Origin of the sequence: Pontiella sulfatireligans (assembly GCF_900890705.1) — a bacterium.
Lineage (GTDB): Bacteria > Verrucomicrobiota > Kiritimatiellia > Kiritimatiellales > Pontiellaceae > Pontiella > Pontiella sulfatireligans.
In genome coordinates this window covers 2,379,546-2,396,322 of the sequence record NZ_CAAHFH010000001.1, presented here as the reverse complement: position 1 = coordinate 2,396,322, position 16,777 = coordinate 2,379,546, and the positions used below count along the sequence as shown (strand labels likewise).

The 16,777-nt window shown below is 53.6% G+C and carries 16 protein-coding genes; 6 read left to right on the top strand and 10 right to left on the bottom strand.

The annotated features are described in order from the left end of the window. Window positions 1-157: 157 nt before the first annotated feature. The 5 genes from SCARR_RS08135 (at window position 158) to SCARR_RS08115 (ending at window position 2,865) form a co-directional block, all read left to right on the top strand. A complete protein-coding gene (locus SCARR_RS08135; RefSeq protein ID WP_136060988.1) occupies window positions 158-1,558 on the top strand; it encodes a sugar porter family MFS transporter in 1,401 nt (466 codons plus the stop codon). Between the two features lie 25 nt (window positions 1,559-1,583). Continuing rightward, the gene (locus SCARR_RS08130; RefSeq protein ID WP_136060987.1) at window positions 1,584-1,889 is read left to right on the top strand and encodes a hypothetical protein; all 306 of its coding nucleotides are present in this window, start codon (window positions 1,584-1,586) and stop codon (window positions 1,887-1,889) included. Then, complete coding sequence (locus SCARR_RS08125; RefSeq protein ID WP_136060986.1) at window positions 1,844-2,044, top strand: hypothetical protein; 201 nt, start codon at window positions 1,844-1,846, stop codon at window positions 2,042-2,044. The genes SCARR_RS08130 and SCARR_RS08125 overlap by 46 nt, the downstream gene beginning before the upstream one ends. Window positions 2,045-2,109: 65 nt before the next feature. Further along, the gene (locus SCARR_RS08120; RefSeq protein WP_136060985.1) at window positions 2,110-2,550 is read left to right on the top strand and encodes a hypothetical protein; all 441 of its coding nucleotides are present in this window, start codon (window positions 2,110-2,112) and stop codon (window positions 2,548-2,550) included. A 111-nt stretch (window positions 2,551-2,661) separates the two neighbouring features. After that, window positions 2,662-2,865 carry a hypothetical protein gene (locus SCARR_RS08115; protein WP_136060984.1) on the top strand — a complete coding sequence of 68 codons (204 nt, stop codon included), beginning with the start codon at window positions 2,662-2,664 and terminating at the stop codon, window positions 2,863-2,865. Window positions 2,866-3,063: 198 nt separating this feature from the next. Here the strand turns inward: SCARR_RS08115 and SCARR_RS08110 are convergent, their stop codons facing one another. The 10 genes from SCARR_RS08110 to SCARR_RS08065 form a co-directional block, all read right to left on the bottom strand. Next, window positions 3,064-4,605 (bottom strand): sulfatase family protein, encoded by a 1,542-nt coding sequence (locus SCARR_RS08110; protein ID WP_136060983.1) that lies wholly within the window; start codon window positions 4,603-4,605, stop codon window positions 3,064-3,066. A gap of 78 nt (window positions 4,606-4,683) precedes the next feature. Further along, on the bottom strand, window positions 4,684-5,859 hold the full coding sequence (locus SCARR_RS08105; protein WP_136060982.1) for a glycoside hydrolase family 130 protein: 1,176 nt from the start codon (window positions 5,857-5,859) through the stop codon (window positions 4,684-4,686). A gap of 16 nt (window positions 5,860-5,875) precedes the next feature. Beyond that, complete coding sequence (locus SCARR_RS08100) at window positions 5,876-7,084, bottom strand: AGE family epimerase/isomerase (protein ID WP_136060981.1); 1,209 nt, start codon at window positions 7,082-7,084, stop codon at window positions 5,876-5,878. A gap of 21 nt (window positions 7,085-7,105) precedes the next feature. Continuing rightward, window positions 7,106-8,296: a right-handed parallel beta-helix repeat-containing protein gene (locus tag SCARR_RS08095; RefSeq protein ID WP_136060980.1), complete on the bottom strand. Its 1,191-nt coding sequence runs from the start codon at window positions 8,294-8,296 to the stop codon at window positions 7,106-7,108. Window positions 8,297-8,311: 15 nt separating this feature from the next. Beyond that, window positions 8,312-9,232 (bottom strand): glycyl-radical enzyme activating protein, encoded by a 921-nt coding sequence (locus SCARR_RS08090; RefSeq protein WP_136060979.1) that lies wholly within the window; start codon window positions 9,230-9,232, stop codon window positions 8,312-8,314. Continuing rightward, complete coding sequence (locus SCARR_RS08085) at window positions 9,232-11,655, bottom strand: pyruvate formate lyase family protein (RefSeq protein ID WP_136060978.1); 2,424 nt, start codon at window positions 11,653-11,655, stop codon at window positions 9,232-9,234. The genes SCARR_RS08090 and SCARR_RS08085 overlap by 1 nt, the downstream gene beginning before the upstream one ends. After that, window positions 11,645-13,033 (bottom strand): MFS transporter, encoded by a 1,389-nt coding sequence (locus SCARR_RS08080; RefSeq protein WP_136060977.1) that lies wholly within the window; start codon window positions 13,031-13,033, stop codon window positions 11,645-11,647. Before SCARR_RS08080 ends, SCARR_RS08085 begins: the two co-directional genes overlap by 11 nt. A gap of 204 nt (window positions 13,034-13,237) precedes the next feature. After that, window positions 13,238-13,957, bottom strand: a complete 720-nt coding sequence (locus SCARR_RS08075) for a hypothetical protein (protein WP_168433122.1) — start codon at window positions 13,955-13,957, stop codon at window positions 13,238-13,240. Between the two features lie 380 nt (window positions 13,958-14,337). Next, window positions 14,338-15,075: a hypothetical protein gene (locus SCARR_RS08070; RefSeq protein WP_136060975.1), complete on the bottom strand. Its 738-nt coding sequence runs from the start codon at window positions 15,073-15,075 to the stop codon at window positions 14,338-14,340. A gap of 504 nt (window positions 15,076-15,579) precedes the next feature. Beyond that, window positions 15,580-16,023 (bottom strand): transposase, encoded by a 444-nt coding sequence (locus tag SCARR_RS08065; protein ID WP_168433121.1) that lies wholly within the window; start codon window positions 16,021-16,023, stop codon window positions 15,580-15,582. Here SCARR_RS08065 and SCARR_RS08060 point away from each other — a divergent pair. Next, a complete protein-coding gene (locus tag SCARR_RS08060; RefSeq protein ID WP_136060973.1) occupies window positions 16,001-16,687 on the top strand; it encodes an iron-containing alcohol dehydrogenase in 687 nt (228 codons plus the stop codon). The genes SCARR_RS08065 and SCARR_RS08060 overlap by 23 nt on opposite strands. Window positions 16,688-16,777 lie beyond the last annotated feature (90 nt).

Sequence of the window (16,777 nt, the reverse complement as noted above, 5' to 3'; positions counted from 1 at the left end):
ACAGTTGCTGTTGGTTGCAAAAGCCGTCCCCCTTCCTATCTTCGATCGCTGAAATGGGAAAGTGGATCGATACGCATACCGAGCCCAGATGGTTTGATGCAGATATTCTGCCATGTAATATTGAAGCGCTGCTCAAGGCGGCAAAAGGAGATGTTTAATGAGTGAGGTAAAAACAGCCAGTCCTAGTCTTTATTTATGGTTTATCTGCGTAGTGGCCGGTGCCGGAGGCATTCTCTTCGGATATGATGTGGTTGTTGTGTCGGGGACGACTTCTGCGGTGACGGAGCTTTTTCAGTTTACGCCGGGGCAGACCGGGTTTTTTGTCAGCAGTGTCCTGATTGGCTGCGGGCTTGGCTCGTTTTGTTCCGGATTCATTGCCGATAAATTTGGACGAAAGGCGCTTATTATTCTTTCCTCCATTTTGATCTTCATTTCTGCGATATGGAGCGGGTTGTCCGGTAGCGCGGTTCAGCTGATTGTCGCCCGTTTGATCGGCGGACTCGGGATTGGGGCCGCTACTATGGTTTGCCCGCTTTACATTTCAGAAGTGGCTCCGGAAAAATACCGGGGCGGGTTAGTGACACTCTATCAGTTCACCATTACAGCCGGGATTGTAATCTGCCTGCTTGTTAACTGGAAAATTTTTAGGTTTGCAGAAGCGAATGTAGATGCAAAGTCAATGTCCTCGTTTTGGAAGTGGTTTGCGGTAGACCAGCACTGGCGAGCGATGTTTGCAGCTGAAGCGATTCCGGGCATTCTTCTTTTGTTGTGTACTGCATTTCTTCCGGAAACACCCCGTTGGTTGTCAAAAAAAGGTTTCACAGACAAAGCCCTGAGGGTTTTGCAACGTATTAATGGAGTCGAACGCGGGGCAGCAGTGAGCAATGAGATCCAGACTGCAATCGGCCAGGAAAGCGATGTTCATGTGTGGGACCTCTTTACCGCCAAACTGTGTCGGCCACTGGTTCTTTCCATGCTGGTCTGTTTTTTTGCCGAAGCCTGCGGGATTGCGGCGGTGTTGTATTATGCCCCGAATATTTTTGAAACGGCTGGATTTACTCAGGGGGACGCTTTGGGCAGCTCACTGTCGATTGGAATTGTGAATATGGTTGCGACGGTATTTGCTCTGTTCTTTATGGATATTCTTGGCCGGAAAAAGCTGTTGATTATCGGTTCTGTCGGCGCACTGATTTCGCACATTGTCATTGGCACTCTGTTCCTTCAAAACAGCATGGGGATGCCGATTGTGATTGCCGTGAATGCGTTTATCGCTTTCTTTGCTTGCGCGATTGGTCCGGTGAAGTTTGTGTTTATCTCCGAGGTCTTTCCAAACCGGATTCGCGGTATGGCGATTTCGTTTGCCAGCATTGCCATCTGGGTAACCAGTGCTTCCGTTGCTCAGTTGTTTCCAGTTATGGATGCAACTATGCCGACCGGTTATATCTTCTATGTCTTTGCGGCCATTGTTCTGATTTCCATTCCGTTCTATATCTTCAAGTTGCCGGAAACCAAGGGTTGCACGATCGAGGAGCTGGAGCAGGAGTTTATTAAGCATTAATTCGAAACAGAGAAGGAGCGTTATTGTGAAATTTAAAATGGGAATTATTTTGTCTTCCGTGCTCGCCTGTCTATCAGTGAGCGCATTGTCTCCGTATGAAAATTATCTTCTCTCAGGCAGGCAGACGCACGTCATGTTATTTGCCTCGGCGAAAGATGGGCGGGTCGAGGCCCTGCAATCTGCACTGAAAACGCTGAATGAAAAGAAGGCAATTAAAGCATTCAAGAAAGAGGACATTACCAACCTCAGTTTTTTTCTACAGAAGTTCAGGGGAAGCTCTGTTTTATGGTCTATTTTGACTATGATGGATCGAGCTATCTGGATGCGGTAAAGGCGTTTGAGTTGGTTGAGCAGACAGAGGCGTTGAAGCCGTTGCTTGTTGCCCATCCTCGTGCGGCGCAAGACGGAAACAGCTGGTTGCAGATGGAGTGGATTAAGCATCTGCAACCGGAAGTTCTGATTTCAAATGGCAAACAGATTTCCTAAAAGGTCTCCAGTGGGGGATGCACGGCGATGAAGTTAACAAAATTCTAAGCAACAATGGGTATACCATGACTCTGGTTGATGATCACTGGAGAGGAGCTTGGCACATTCACACCTCTGAAATTCGGGGACAAATTATATATGGAAGGGTTCGTGTCCAGAATATTAAAATTCGCTTTCTTGGTGAAAAGCTTTGGGAGATTAGCTTCCAGTCGATCCATGGTGAAAAAGAAGGATTATACAACTTATCCAAGAACTTATTTGGACCCGCTCTCACACGATCTTACCCTGCTGCCGATGAGGTAAAAAGCCGGGTTTCATCCCCTCGAAACAACTATAAGGCCGAAAGATACTCCAACCCGGGAACCACTAAAATACTCAACCAATTGCAATATTCATGGGATGGGAAAAAAGATAACCGCTCGGACTCCATGATCCTCTCGGATTGGCCTCGCCAAGATAAAGTTTATGGACACAACAGCATCCCGATCAATATGCAGCACTGGTGAAAAACAAATTTTCCGGAGGCGACACTCCCTGTGAAAAATGCAACGGAAGCGGTCGTTGCATAAGTTGTAACGGGAAAGGGAGCTCATATGAAACACGCTGGATAAAATGCTATGGAAAATATTGCCGCGGAAAAGGCAGGTATAAAGTCAACGGCTTTGGTGGCGGCATACGAACCTGTGCCACATACCAAGGGTCGGGAAAGGTGGCCAAAGGTAAAGAAAAAGTCAATTGCTCTAAATGCAAGGGAACTGGTGATTGTGTTTATTGCAGTCCCAAGAAGTAATACTAAAAGCACTGTCACGACAATCATGTGATTGTTGGTGATGTTGCCGAAACCGCAGACGGTGAGGTGGCACAGGAGTATAAGGAGGAGGTTTCACTCCTCCGGGCACCGGAAAGGGTGGCAGAACTCAAACCCCAGTTCTATATCAGGTTTAACGCCCGTTAGCAGCGTTTTCCAGTTGGGGATGTTGAGCCTGTATTTCGGCCTGTCATCAGGCCGATCACTTCCGTTACTGCAAGTCGGAGTCTGTGAACTCTGCAAACTGATGGGGAAGATCCAGGCTGTAGGTGCGAAGTTTTTTCTTCATTTCGGCAAGGACTCCGGCGTATTCCGGTTTCTGGGCCAGATTGGTTTGTTCGTTTGGATCCTCTGTCAGGTTGTAGAGCTGATCGTCGTCGTAGTAGCCCGGAAATTTTTTGTCTGAGTTGTATCGCACCCGGGCAAGATTGCTGTCCCCGACTGAATAGGTGGTTCCTTCCTGATTAAAGTCGCGCCGGTTGTCCGGCGTGATTTTTGCCTGAATCTCTTCCGGGAAGCGGGTGGCGATGTATTTCCACTGTTTTGTGGTAACGGCCCGGGTGTAGGTGATTTCCTGATAAACGGCATCCTGTATTTCTGCGGGATTGCCGTGCAGTGCGGCGGAAAAGCTGCGTCCGTCAAACTGTTCGGGGGCAACTTTTTTTCCGCATAAATCCATGAGGGTCGGGACAATGTCGACTGTGCTGACCAGCGTGTCTACAACGGCCGGCTTAATGCCGGGAGCCCGGATGATCAGCGTGGTTTTCCCCATGTTGCAGGTCATTTTTTCATGTAGCTCATGATCGCTGACCAGCACAACGATCGTGTTGTCGGCCTGTCCGTTTTCCTCCAGTTCCTGAAGAATCCGGCCTACGGCGTCGTCCAGCCAGATGGTAGCCGCATAGCTGCCTTCGGCTTCTTCGTCCTGAAACGGTCCGGCCTGGGCGACCCGTTCTTTGAGGTTGGCGTAAGAGGGCTGGATGTTGAGATGTTCATCGCGATAGCCCAGTAAGGAGGCGCGCGGATCGCAGTTGAGTGCATCCATGGCACTGGGGAGATGCGGCAGGGTGGTGGCCATGTAGAGCAGGAACGGTTTGGACGGGGTTGTGCTTTTCAGATAGGAAACGGCGTGATAGGTCAGCCAGTGCTGATGATGGGTCATCAGTCGTTGTGAAAGCGGAAGCCAGGAGACGTTGGTCAGGTACACTGCGCGGGCCTCGTCGAATCCGGCTGTTTTTTCGACGAAGCGGCAGGCGATTTTCTGGTTTTCGATGTAGTGATCCGCCATTTCCGGATCCTGCGGTTCGGAGACGGCCGGGATATGGCGAAGAACCGGCAGGCCGTTATGCCATTTGCCGACATACCCGGTGTCGTAGTCGTTGAGGAAAGTGGCCAGTGTTTCGTCGCCCGGCTCCAGATTGGTGTTCCAGCGGATGAACGCGTTCGTCGTGTCGGGGCATTCGTTTTCGCGCAACCATTTCGAGCGGGAGGCATACTGACCGGTGAGGAGGTTGTAGCGAGAGGGGGTGCAGACGGCCGAGGTGGCATAGCAGGAGGTAAAGCGGACGCCTTCGCGGGCGAGCTGGTCGATATGAGGAGTCGGAATGGTTCCGCCGTAACAGCCCAGATCGCCCCGGTTCAGATCGTCGACCACCAGATAAAGGATGTTGGGCTGTTCTGCGGCCTGACCGCTGGTGGCAGCCATCGTGAAGCAGAAGAGCGCGGCGAAAAGAGCGGTGGTTTTTGATTTCATTTCGATGATCCTTCTTTGTGTTATCAACGTCTGATGCGAATGGCCCGACCGCTTGCTCCGGCGGCCGGGCTTTCCAGTTTACTTCATGAGTTCGAGATTGCGATCAATGAGTTCCATGCGCTGCTGTACGCAGGCATAGCTGCGCAGGGGGTCGGCCGGTGTGTTTTTGCAGTAGTCGACCAGCTGGGCAACGGTGCTGGTGGCCACGTGGCAGCGGGTGTCGCTGGAAGCATAGTAGATGAAGACCTCGTCGCCGCGCACGACCGCGCCGTTGGTGAAGACCACGTTGGATACATCGCCGACGCGCTCTTCTCCCTCCGGCACAATCAGGGCTCCTCCCGGCGTGTATTTGGGAACCCAGGGGCGTTCCAGCTCGGTCAAAAAGGCATAAATGACATAGCGCAGGCCGGCCGCGCAGCCGCGCACACCATGGACGATATGCAGCCAGCCTTCGTCGGTTTTAATCGGCACACAGCCGGCTCCGTTCTTGACCTCCTTGATGGTGTGATACACTTTTTCATCAATGATGGTCTCTTCGGGGATCACGGCGTGTTCAATGTCATCGGCCAGTCCCCAGCCGATGCCGCCGCCGGATCCGCAGTCGATAAAGCCGTCCTGCGGGCGGGTGTAGAAGGCATATTTCCCGTCCACAAATTCGGGATGCAGGACGCAGTTGCGCTGCTGGGGCGACGGGGTTTTCAGGTCGTCGAGACGTTCCCAGTTGACGAGATCTTTGGTGCGGGCAATGGCGTTCTGCGCCTCGGCTATGGAGGCGTCGTGTTCCGGTGCAGAGGGATCTTTTCGTTCGGCGCAGAACAGGCCGTAGATCCAGCCGTCTTCGTGCTCGATCAGGCGCATATCATATACATTCGTGTCTGGCCGGTCCGTTTCCGGCATGACGACCGGCTTGTCCCAAAAACGGAAGTTGTCTGCGCCGTTTTCGCTCTCCGCCACAGCAAAGAAACTTTTGCGATCCGCTCCTTCGGTGCGCACCATCAGGCAGATCTTACCGTTGAATTCAATGGCTCCGGGGTTGAGTGCCGCATTCACTCCGATTCGTTCCATCAGGAAGGGGTTGGTTTCCGGGTTCAGGTCGTAGCGCCAGTGCAGCGGCGCGTGCGCAGCGGTGACCACCGGATTGGTCCATTTTGTATAAATGCCGTTTCCGGGAAGAACCGGCTCGTTTTTTGCCTGAATCAGGCCTTCGTGCTCCGCCGTCAGTGCGGCCATACGTTCATCAAAGAGATTGCTCATTGTTCTTTTTCCTTTTCTATCGTTTAACTCGTTCAAATAATTCCAGCGCCATGCGCCCGTTATGGTAAGGACCTTTCCAGATTCCGGCTTTGTCCTTGGGAATCGGGGTCCCGTCTTCGAAGCGGCCCCAGATCCATTCTCCGTGTTCGCAGTCGATCAACTGCTCGCGGATATAGCCCCACGCATTGCAGGTGACATCCAGATACTTTTTTTCTCCGGTCATCTGATACAGATTGAAGAATCCGACCACTTGCTCGGCGAGCGCCCACCAGTATTTTTTGGTGTCAACCACGCCGGTGGCGTCGCCTTCCCACTGAACAATATCAGCTTCATCAATGCCCGCGTCATAAATGGTTTTTCCCATCTTCAGGGCAATCGGGGTGACTTGATCGATCAGATCTGAGTCGCCGAGAATGGTGGCGGCTTCTTCGAGCAACCAGCTGCCCTCAATATCGTGGCCATAGGAAATGTGCTCGTTGCTGGCATTCCACTGCGCATCGAAATAGAGCTTGAAGTGGTGTGTCTGTGGATCGACGATTTTTTCGCACATCACTTGAACCAGCTCGCGCTGTTTAGCGCGTAGGCCGTTGTTGTCCCAGGCCAGCAGCAGATTGGAGTAGGCCTCCAGAATATGCAGGTGTGTATTCATCGACTTATGGGTCGGCTCCTCATCTTCGCCGAGAATCATGGGCTCGACGGTTTTCCAGTCTCTGGAAGCCCCCTCAAAGTAGCCTTTGTGCTCCGGGTCGTACGCGTGTATTTCGATCAGTTCGTAGAGTTCGCGCGCCTTATCCAGAGCCGCATCTGACCCGGTTGCGCGGTGCAGCTCGGACAGTCCATAGATGGCGAATGCCTGCACGTAAAACATTTTTTTGGTGTCGAGCGGATTGCCCAGCGCATCCACACTCCAGAAAATGCCGCCGAATGATTCGTCCCAGAGTTTGGTGGTTAGAAAATCGCAGGCGGTCTGCGCCGCGGTCAGATAGTCGGGGTTGCCGAGCAGGCGGTAGGCCCGGGCGAAGGTCCACAGAATCCGGCTGATATAAATCCCGCCCTTTGAGGCGTCCCGGTTCAGTGTGCCGTTAAAGTCTATTTGGCCGTAGAAACCGCCGTTGCTGCGATCGATCATCTTCAGCCAGAACGGCAGGACATTGGTCTGCAGATCCTCCAGTGTTTCGTTGGCGAGGATCCGGCAGATCCGGTCGTGTTCAGTTGTTGTCTCCATGTATGTAAGCTCCCGGAAAGATTATCGTTCAAAGTTGTTTTCAAGAAAAGTGTTCAGGCCATCCAGGGAAAAGTCCGGATAGGGATCTCGATCCATACCGAGCCACGCTTCGGGGCCGATGCCGACATTGCCTTGGGCCAGACTCTGCGCTCCGCGGGAGATGACATCCTGTTCGGTGTAGTAATTCACATTGTTATTGGCCATCAGGTTGACGCGGCAGGATGCATCCTCATCGATACCGGTTTGCATCGGCATTTGGTCGCCCCAGTTAAACAACGCATTGCCGGTCACCTGAACACTGGAGGTACCATTGCGCAGGATAATGCCGTTGCGCAGTGTTTTATCATGTGCCCGCACACCGGTATCGATGATGTTGTTCGCGGAAACCGTTCCCCACTTCACATTATCCAGAATAATTCCATGATCGCGGTGCCAGCAGAAGATGTTGCTCGACAGGTTGATTTCATGAGAATCCTGCACCACAACGCAGTCCATCTCCACCTGCAGTGTGCGGCAGCCGGAGACCAGAACGCTGTTGCTTTCGGAGTGAATGTGAATGCCGATTTTGCCGGGATGAAGAATGAGGCAGGAGGTGATATTCAGCACCAGCGCGTGTTCACATTCGATGCCGTTGCCGCCGCCGTAGATGGTCAGCCCGCTCACCAGTCCGGGCAGAAAATCGCCGCCGCGGCCTCCATCTCGCAGATTTTGCATGAACAGGTTGGATTTTTGATTATCGGCCAGCTGACAGCGTGATATTTCGCAGAGAAAACTGTTTTCACGCATCCATATGCCGTACGAGGCGAACCCTTTGCAGCGAACCTCGCGAATCTGACAGCACCCGCTGCTGTGAAGGACTATTCCCGCCACGCCGGTTCCGCGGGCCGCAGGGCGGAGACTCAAGTTGCAGACAGAGGCATAGTCTTTATCCTCGCAGAGGATGCCGATCCCCTGTTCATTCGCCGGTGTGAGTTTCAGGCAGGTGGCAACGCCTTTTCCGCGGAGCACGCAGCGGCTGTCCAGTTGAATGGGGGCGTTCAGTTCATAGATTCCGCGGTGAAGCAGCACCTCCCCGCCTTCGCCGTTGAACGAATCGATGGCTCGCTGAATTACCAGTCCGGCATCCGGTGAGGAAAACAGATGTGCACCGGAGGCCTGTCCGCGCATAACATATTCAGTCTTATTGTGAAAAATTTCGATATCTTCAATCATAGGGGTGTCTCCTTGTTAGATGTGAACCGGACAGGAACCCTGCAGTGCATGCTTCCATTGTTCTTTTTGGGTTTCTGTCGGAGCATCGATTCCGCGGAGCGGATTCGGCTTGCCGATTTCCTGGTGTTTGTGTGCGGCAAACGGGTGATAGGGCATCAAATCTACTTTCCGGATATGTTGCAGCGAATTCGCCAGCTCTGAGATTTGTGCAAAATGGTCAGGGCGGTCATTGAGGGTCGGTATGATCGGGCAGCGAAGGATGATGTCCGCGCCCCCCAGGGCGTCGAGTCGCTGCAGATTTTCGCGAATCAGCTGACCGTCCACGCCGGTATATGTTTCATGTCGCACTGGATCGGTTTCTTTGAGGTCGAACAGAAACAGATCGGTGAGTTCCACAATGTTTTCCAGCGTTTGGAAACTCACCTGACCGGCGGTTTCCACCGCTGTATGGATGCCCTCGAACCGGGCCGCAGAGAGCAGGGCTTCAGCAAATTCAGGCTGAGCCAGCGGTTCGCCGCCGGAGAGTGTCAGTCCGCCTCCCGAGCGGGTATAATACGCGAGATCTTTAAGCACCTCCGCCATCACGTCGTCCACGTTCATGCGTTTGCCGATGAGTCTGAGCGCATCAAATGCGCACGCTTCGACGCACCGTTCGCAACGGGTGCAGGCGGCGCGGTCGAACCGATGAAGCTGACCCTCTTTGCTGAGCTGATGGCACCCCTCCGGGCAGGCTTCAATGCAGGCACCGCAGCCGGTGCAGCGCTCCGTGTGCCATCCGATCTCGGGTCGAAAATCCATCGACTCCGGATTGTGGCACCAGAGACAGCGCAACGGGCAGCCTTTCAAGAAGACCGTTGTGCGGATACCCGGTCCGTCGTGCAGTGAAAAACGCTGAATATCTAAGACGGTGCCGACACGTTGTGGGTTATTATTCATCAGCAATACAGTGTCCGGTGTAGGATATCAGTTTGGTGTTCCGGCGGGAGGTCCACAAACCGCGCGGTCCAGCCGCCGACACGCACCATGATATGCGAATAGTTTTTTGGATCCTTCATGGCGTTCTTAAGATCGTCGGGGTTGAGCACGGTAACCATCAGCTGCCAGCCGCCCTTTTCGAAGTAGGTGTCGATCAGCGCTCGGAACGCAGCGATGTTTTCCGGAGCAAACAGGCTGTGGCCCACCTTCAGGTTGTGAACGTAGCCGGAGTGCAGTTCATCGTGCTTCGACATGGAGTTGAGAACGGCAGTGATGCCGTTTTGGTCGCGACCGGCGGTCGGCGCGCAGCCGACGGCAAATGCTTCGCCGTACACTCGGCCGTCCGGGGAGGCTTTGGTGTTGACCGCATAACGGATGCCGTCCGGGTTCAGGTTGCAATTAAGCAGATAGTGCAGTCCGGCCGGTTTGGCTTTTTTGTTGGCATTTGTGCAGACCCAGGCGCTGAGCTCTTTATGGAAGGTATCGATCACATCCAGATCGTTGCCGTATTTCGGCGCGCCGAGTAGCATCTTCTGAATCTTCTCGTAGCCTTGGAAGTTCGCGTCGCACGCCGCGACGATCTGCTCCAGCGTCAACAGTTTTTTGTCGTAGACCAGGTCTTTGATGGCGATCAGGCTGTCGCAGACGTTGGTCAGCCCAAAGGTTTCGATGGTGGCGCCGAGGTAGCGAACGCCGCCGTCGAAGCAGGCTTTGTTGCGCTCAATGCAGTCGTCGGTTAGCATGCTGATGAACAGGTAGGCGGCTGATTCGCGGGCCACCTGATATTCCACCATATGGCGGCGGGCGAACAGACCGTTCGTGTAGTCCACCTGAGCCTTAAAGGCACCGACCAGTTTTTCAAACGTGTTGAAGGTTTCAAGTCCGCCCTGCTGCAGGCCGCGCACTTCCTGCGTCTCGGTGCTGAACCCGTCGTGCAGCACGAGGTCGAGGGCCGAGACAAAGTTGATGATGTTGTTGGGCGATCCGATGCTGATATGATCGACCGTCATTTCTCCGCAGCCCTGCGGAAGGTACTGTTCGGCTTCTTCGGAGGTTACGTCGAAGGCCTGTTGCGTCATGGGAATATGGCGTTCGTCGTTATAAAGCGTCGGGTGGACGCAACCTTCTTTGAGGCATTCCATGGCCTTATCCATCAGTTCCGGATTCTGCCCCTTGTAGAAACGCAGCGTTGTCGTCGGTTCGCAGCGTTTCAGTTGCCGTGTCGCCTCAAGGGCCGCAACCGCAAACCGGTCGGCGTTGGCCTCATTGCGGCGACCTTTTCCGCCGACAATGATGCGGGCATTAAAGCGGTAGCTGCCGAAGCCGTCATCGGCCTGCTCGGAGATCAGGCGCCATAACGACATGATCAGCTCAAAGGCACTCGCCTCCGTTTCGGTTCCGTTGTAGAGGTCGCGCGCATAAAAATCGCCGAAATAGATGTCCATACGGCCGTAGTTAACGGTGTCGATAATCATGTCATAGGCCCAGAACAGCTGCATCGCTTCGCGCAGGGTTTCCGGTTTGCGCTTCGTTACGGCGTCCAGCGCCGCGGCCATCTTCTGCAGTTCGCGTTTGCGGGCGGCATCGGTTGCTTCCTCGAACAGGTCGAGGCAATGCTTCCGGTAAAAATCGCAGACATTGACCAGCACATCGAGGCCGAGCAGCATCCCTTCGTACAGATCGGTTGAGTCGCCGTTGAGGGCGGCCGCCTCTTTTTTGCTGCCGATGAGCGTGCGCATGCCGGGAATGCCGTGCTGAAGCAGTTTGTCGTAATCCACGGACGTGCAGCAGACGCGGAAGAAGGTCGACGCATACTGGCACTCCATCGTCACCCGCCCGAAGCCGTCCTTAATATCCTGCGGCAATGCCTGCATATACTTTTGGGCGGAAGCCTCCTCCATCCAGAAATCCATCATCTCCTGAATCGCACGCTGCTCAGCCTCATCATCCGTAAGCGTGAGCAACTGGCGCAACGAAGAATAATCCGACAGATAGCCGCTCTGAGCTGTAGCCAAGGTGTCACGCACCTGCTTCTCTTCTGTCGTCAATGCGGATTCCGGTCGGCGATCGGTCTGCAGCACTTCGATATCGGAGTTGACTACATTCTCCAGCTGGAATCCGACCAAAGGCATATAGAGAAGTCGCCCTGCTATCAGATCGTGATCCCGAACGGTCTGACACGTGGCGGGATACTGTTCGGACAGGCAATGCGCCTCGCGAATCGCAACGGGAGCGTTCTGATACTGCTTGTAGGTCTGGGTGAAACGCCAGGCAACCTGCAGCTTTGTGCGCAGCGCCTCATGATCAAACTCTTCCTGCCCGGCCGCCGTATGCTGCCCCGTCGGGACGCGAAAACCTTCGACATTTACATTCTTAAAATTCATTGCTATTTCCTTTTCTACGCGCAGTCAAATCCGCTTCGATTTCTCTCATTCGTTTTTCCGTCAACGGATAGAACCAGAGGGCAATGGCTGTGAGGATTGCTCCGCCCATTGGCAGCAGGCTGAGCAACAGCCGGATTCCTTCCAGGCCGCGCTCGGTCTGCTCCACATTGGCCTCGAATCCGTAGCCGGCCAGCACCCATCCGGTGATGGCTCCGCCGATGGTCCAGCCCATTTTAAGCGCCATACTGCCCGCAGAAAAGACGAGGCCGGTTGCGCGCCGTCCGTCTTTCCATTCCCCGTAGTCGGCCACATCGGAAAGCATCGACCAAAGCAGGGCAAACGCCGGCTGGGAAATCAGATTGATGACAACCTGAAGCACAAACAGCGCAATGAGATCCGCCGGCTTCATAAAATAGGTCATCCCCATCAGCACCGCGCTCAGCACCATCATGCCGATAAAGGTATTCCGCTTGCCCAACCGCACCGCGACAGGCTTCACCAGCATGGTGCCGACAATGGCCGCCAGCGAACCGGCCACCATAAACGAGGTCGCGAGCGACTCCCGGCCGACATAATATTTAAAATAGTAGATGATCGATCCATTGCGGATGGAGACACTTAAAAGAACCGCCATCCCCACGCCCAGCGTAGCCAACCAGGGGCCGTTGCTCAGCAGGTTCTTTATATCGCGCCTAAAGTTGTCGTCCTGTTCTTTTGGCGGCTTAACCCGTTCCCGCGTGGAGGCAAAGGTCACATAAAAAAGCGCGACGGCCACAACACCGTAAATAATCAGCACCAGCTTAAAACCGAGCGCCTCGTTTCCGCCACCGAGCTTCGCGACCAGCGGAAGCGTCAGGGCCTGCACCACCAGGCAGCCGACGAAGGCCAGTACGAATTTGTAGGAGGCCAGGCTGACGCGGTCGTCGGGATTGGGGCTCATCACCCCCAGCAGTGCGCCGTAGGGCACATTGATCATGGTATAGGCCATTCCCACCAGCGTGTAGGTAATGTAGGCGTAGATCAGTTTCTGCGTTACACCGAGATCGGGGGTGCTGAAGGTCAAATACCCTGTGATCACCAGCGGCAGCGCCGCCCACAGCAGCCAGGGTCTGAATTTTCCCCAGCGGCTTTTCGTTCGGTCGCAGATGACGCCGGCAATCACATCGTTGGCCGTATCCCAGATCCGGGTCACCAGAAACATCGTTCCCACCGCCGCCGCGGAAAGGCCGAATACATCGGTGTAAAAATACATCAGGAACATTCCGAACAATTGCCAGAAGATACTCATGGCCAGGTCGCCGGTTCCATATCCGATTTTTTCCCGGAAAGAAAGGACCGATGCTTTGGGGGAGCGTGCTGTGTTTTGTTTGTGCGTCATAAGCCTGTCTTCGTCGTTATTGTTGTTAATTGATATATTCAAATCTAGCACCGCCCTGAATAGTTAAACAGATTGATTCAGTTGAATTGCAGTGTAAATATGTTGATGGATCGGGATGCATGCAACAAACGCTCTGCCGGAGCAGAGCATCTTCGGTATGACTTCCGGGATTCCTGTTTGAGGAGATGTTGCGGAAGCGGGACGCTAGGGGGCCGTGACAAGGCCGACGGTTGCCGGTTTCGGAATGACCGTCAGGCTGAAGTTGTCCACCGTGGAGTTAAATTGACGGGGTTCTCCAGCACCTCCTCCTTCTGAAAAGCCGAACCCTGCGTGGCTGATGGTCGGGTTTTTAGTGCATGTGTTGGTGTCGCTGGCAATTTCGCCGTTCCAGTATGTGGTGATCGTCCATTCGGGTTTGGTGGTATCAAGTACCACTTTCATGGTGCCGGCTCCCGATGCCGTAACGATGCCGGCGGAGCCTTCGGTCTGAATCGTGTAGTTGCCATCCGCCTTGCGGAACACCCGTGCGGCGGTGGCGGTGCGGGTTGAAAAGGCCGCTTTGCCATTATTGGTATCCCGGAAGCCCAGCCAGATGGTGTCGAAATTTGCGGTGCTGATGTTGTTCAGGTCTGCAGAGAGGGTGTAAACTTTCCCTGCTTCCGGCGTGAATTTAAGCGATGCGTTGGAAGGGGCGGCGCTGCCGTCCACGATTTTGGCTGCGGAACCCGTCGTTTGGATGCTTCTTTTTGAAAACCAGTTGGCGGTCAGGGTTCCCTCCGGAACGGTTCGCCCGTTGAGGTTGGCGCCGTTTACGGTTCCTTCGAAGTCATCATAATAGTTGGTGATGGAACCGGCCTGAGCTGCTGCGCCAATCAGCAGGGGTATTAAAAGGGCCAGAAGGTGCATTTGTTTCTGTTTCATCATTGTCTCCTTTGCTTCACTATCAGCAGTACGCTCCGTTGGCGTTGCACGTACTTCAGTCAAGTGTTGAAAGGTAACAATGGAATGGGGCCGCAAACAGGATCGTTATGTTGAATGTGAGTGTTGATTTGTTCATTCGGGGGGCTCTTTGTAGCCCAGCAGTGTGGTGCCCAGTTCGCTTTTGAATGGATGAGAAAAATGGGTGGTTCGGTGTGCCTGTTGGCTCGGGCGGTAGGTGCCGGGCTTTGGGCAGACGTGCCTGTTTGAGGGCGGCTATTGGGGATTGGTTGAATTCCCGTGTAAAAACGTTGATCGGATCGGGTTGCATACAGCAAACGCTCTGCCGGAGCAGAGCGTCTGTTGATTCGTTTTACTTTCGGTTCCTAGCTGAGACGACGTCGCAGAAGCAGGAGGCCGACCAAGGGACCCGCGAAAAGGCCGATGGCTGCCGGTTCCGGAATGGCTTCCACAACAAGTCCTGAAATACCTGAAACTGAAGCCTCATCTATCCAAAAAGAAATCTCCGTCTTTCCAGATGGATCCGCTGTGAAGTCGATATATTTAGAATAACTTCCGTAAATTTTGCCATTACTATTAGAATCTATGTAGGACTGATCAGCGACCTCTGCACTCTTGCCAGCAGCCTCCATCGTAATATTCCTTCCAGAAACACCTTCTTTTGTCGTAATAAAGCCAGCAGCCTGAATTCGATACTCCTGCCCTTCGACCAGTCCGGCCAGTTCAAAAATTGCAACTCGGTCATCTCCTTTATTAATGTTAAGAAGCTTAAAGCCGTCATTACCAACGGTCGAATTACCCACATCAAGCAATGTATCCGCTCCGGTTTGGCTTACATACCCCTGAGTCATAACATCGAGAAGGTAAATTCCTTGGTAGCCAGCCATTGCTTTCAAGGTATAATTGGCTCCATCGGCAATTACATCGGTGGAGACCGTGCCCGCGCTCAAGTCAGTATCCGCAATTGTCGCCCATCCGGCCACGGACCCGGCATTCGTCGCCTGGTTTGAAAAGTCCCAAGCCGCAATCACACTCGCCTGCAACTGCCCTGCCGCACATACAACTAGCCCCAACAAGGCCGCTTTCATTAATTTTGATCTCATCTCATCTCATCCATTCTTTGTTTGCTGTTTTTGCAGCACACCTCAGTGTGCGCTGCGCGTATCAATCGAGCGTTCAACCTATACTCTGGAATGGGGCTGAAAACAGAAACATTATGTTGAATACGGGTGTTAATTTGTTTATTCGGGGTCACTGGGGCGGCGTAGAAATTCGCAATCACTGGAAAAAACGCCATTTTGCAGGAGGACAAAGCACGCAGCCGCAATCCAACCTTGGCGGGCGCCCTGGCTATGTTGCGCAACATCCTGCTATTCATGCATGAAGATCAGGAAAAGCACGAAACACTACCGGGGTTTGCAGAGGAGATTGCTGCGAATTCCAACAACGCTTTTTCAGTGCTGATGCGTCGATGCTGAGCTCATATAGAGAGACCGTGGGGGCTGAAGATGCTTTTGCCCTTCATCTTGTCTGGCTCCTTTGGTTGAGGTGCTCAGACTAAGGCATTAACCTAAAAAGGGGATTTTTTTCAACGCAAAGCAACTGTGTCATGCGGCAACCTCTAAATTTAGTTTTTTTAATTCCGATTGCATATGGATCAGCATTTTTCTCATGGCCGCAACCATTGCGCATTTATATGGCTTGCCGCGGGAACGTAGCCCTTCCACATATTCTTTTATCACAGGGTTGTGCATAGAGGCTGTATGAGTCGCCATATATAGAGTCGTCCTGACTTTGGCTCGACCGCCAATGATTTTCCGTTTCCCTTTGAATATCCCGCTGTCTCGGTTAAACGGGGCGACCCCCGCTAACGCAACCAGTTGATTGCGAGTCAGCTTATCTATTTCCCCAAGGAAGGCGATGGTGACCCGTGCCGTGACTTCTCCAACACCTTTGATCTGTTTCAAGCACTCAACCTGAGCATAGATTAACGCATGTGAATTAACGGTCTCACGGATCATCTCCTCGATGAGGTCAGTTTCCGTTTTCAATACCTGCAGTATCCGTTTGATTGATGTCGGCTCGTCGCTGATGGCGGCTTCCTGCTCGCTGGTTGATCCGGAACTCACGATCGGGCTTCCGCCCGCAGTAACCGCCGCGACCGGTATGGACGCACTTTGCCATGCCATGGAGGCGCTGGTTACCAAAGGGGCGTCGCCGTTTACGGACGCGCTGGCTTTGAAAGCCATACAGCTTCTGTCGGAAAATCTGGTGACGGCCTATAAGGATGGGCGGAATCTTGAAGCCCGAAGCAAGGTGATGCTGGCCAGCATGACCGCTGGAATGGCCTTCCCGAACGCGGGTTTAGGGGCCGTGCATGGTCTGACCGCGCCGCTCGGCGGACATTTCGGCGTCCCGCACGGGGTGGCCAGTGCCATTCTGCTGCCGGAGGTGATGGACTTTAATCTGGCTGATGAGGGTGCCGCAGCAAAGTATGCTTTGGCCGCGCAGGTGATGGGCTGCGAGTCCGCTGTCGAAAAAGTGCGCGCGATGAACGCGGAGATGGACGTTCCAAGCCTTGGAAGTTTCGGCATCACCGAAGAGTCCCTGGAAATGCTTGCCAGCGATGCATTGGGCGAAAATTCCAACTGCAACAGCAATCCGCGTGCGGTTTCTCATGCAGACGCGGTTGCGCTTCTGCGGGCTGGCCTCTAATCCCGAATAAACAAATCAACACCCGCATTCAACATAACGCAGATGTTTAAGGTCCGTTCCATTGCTACCATTAAACGCTTGATTGAAATG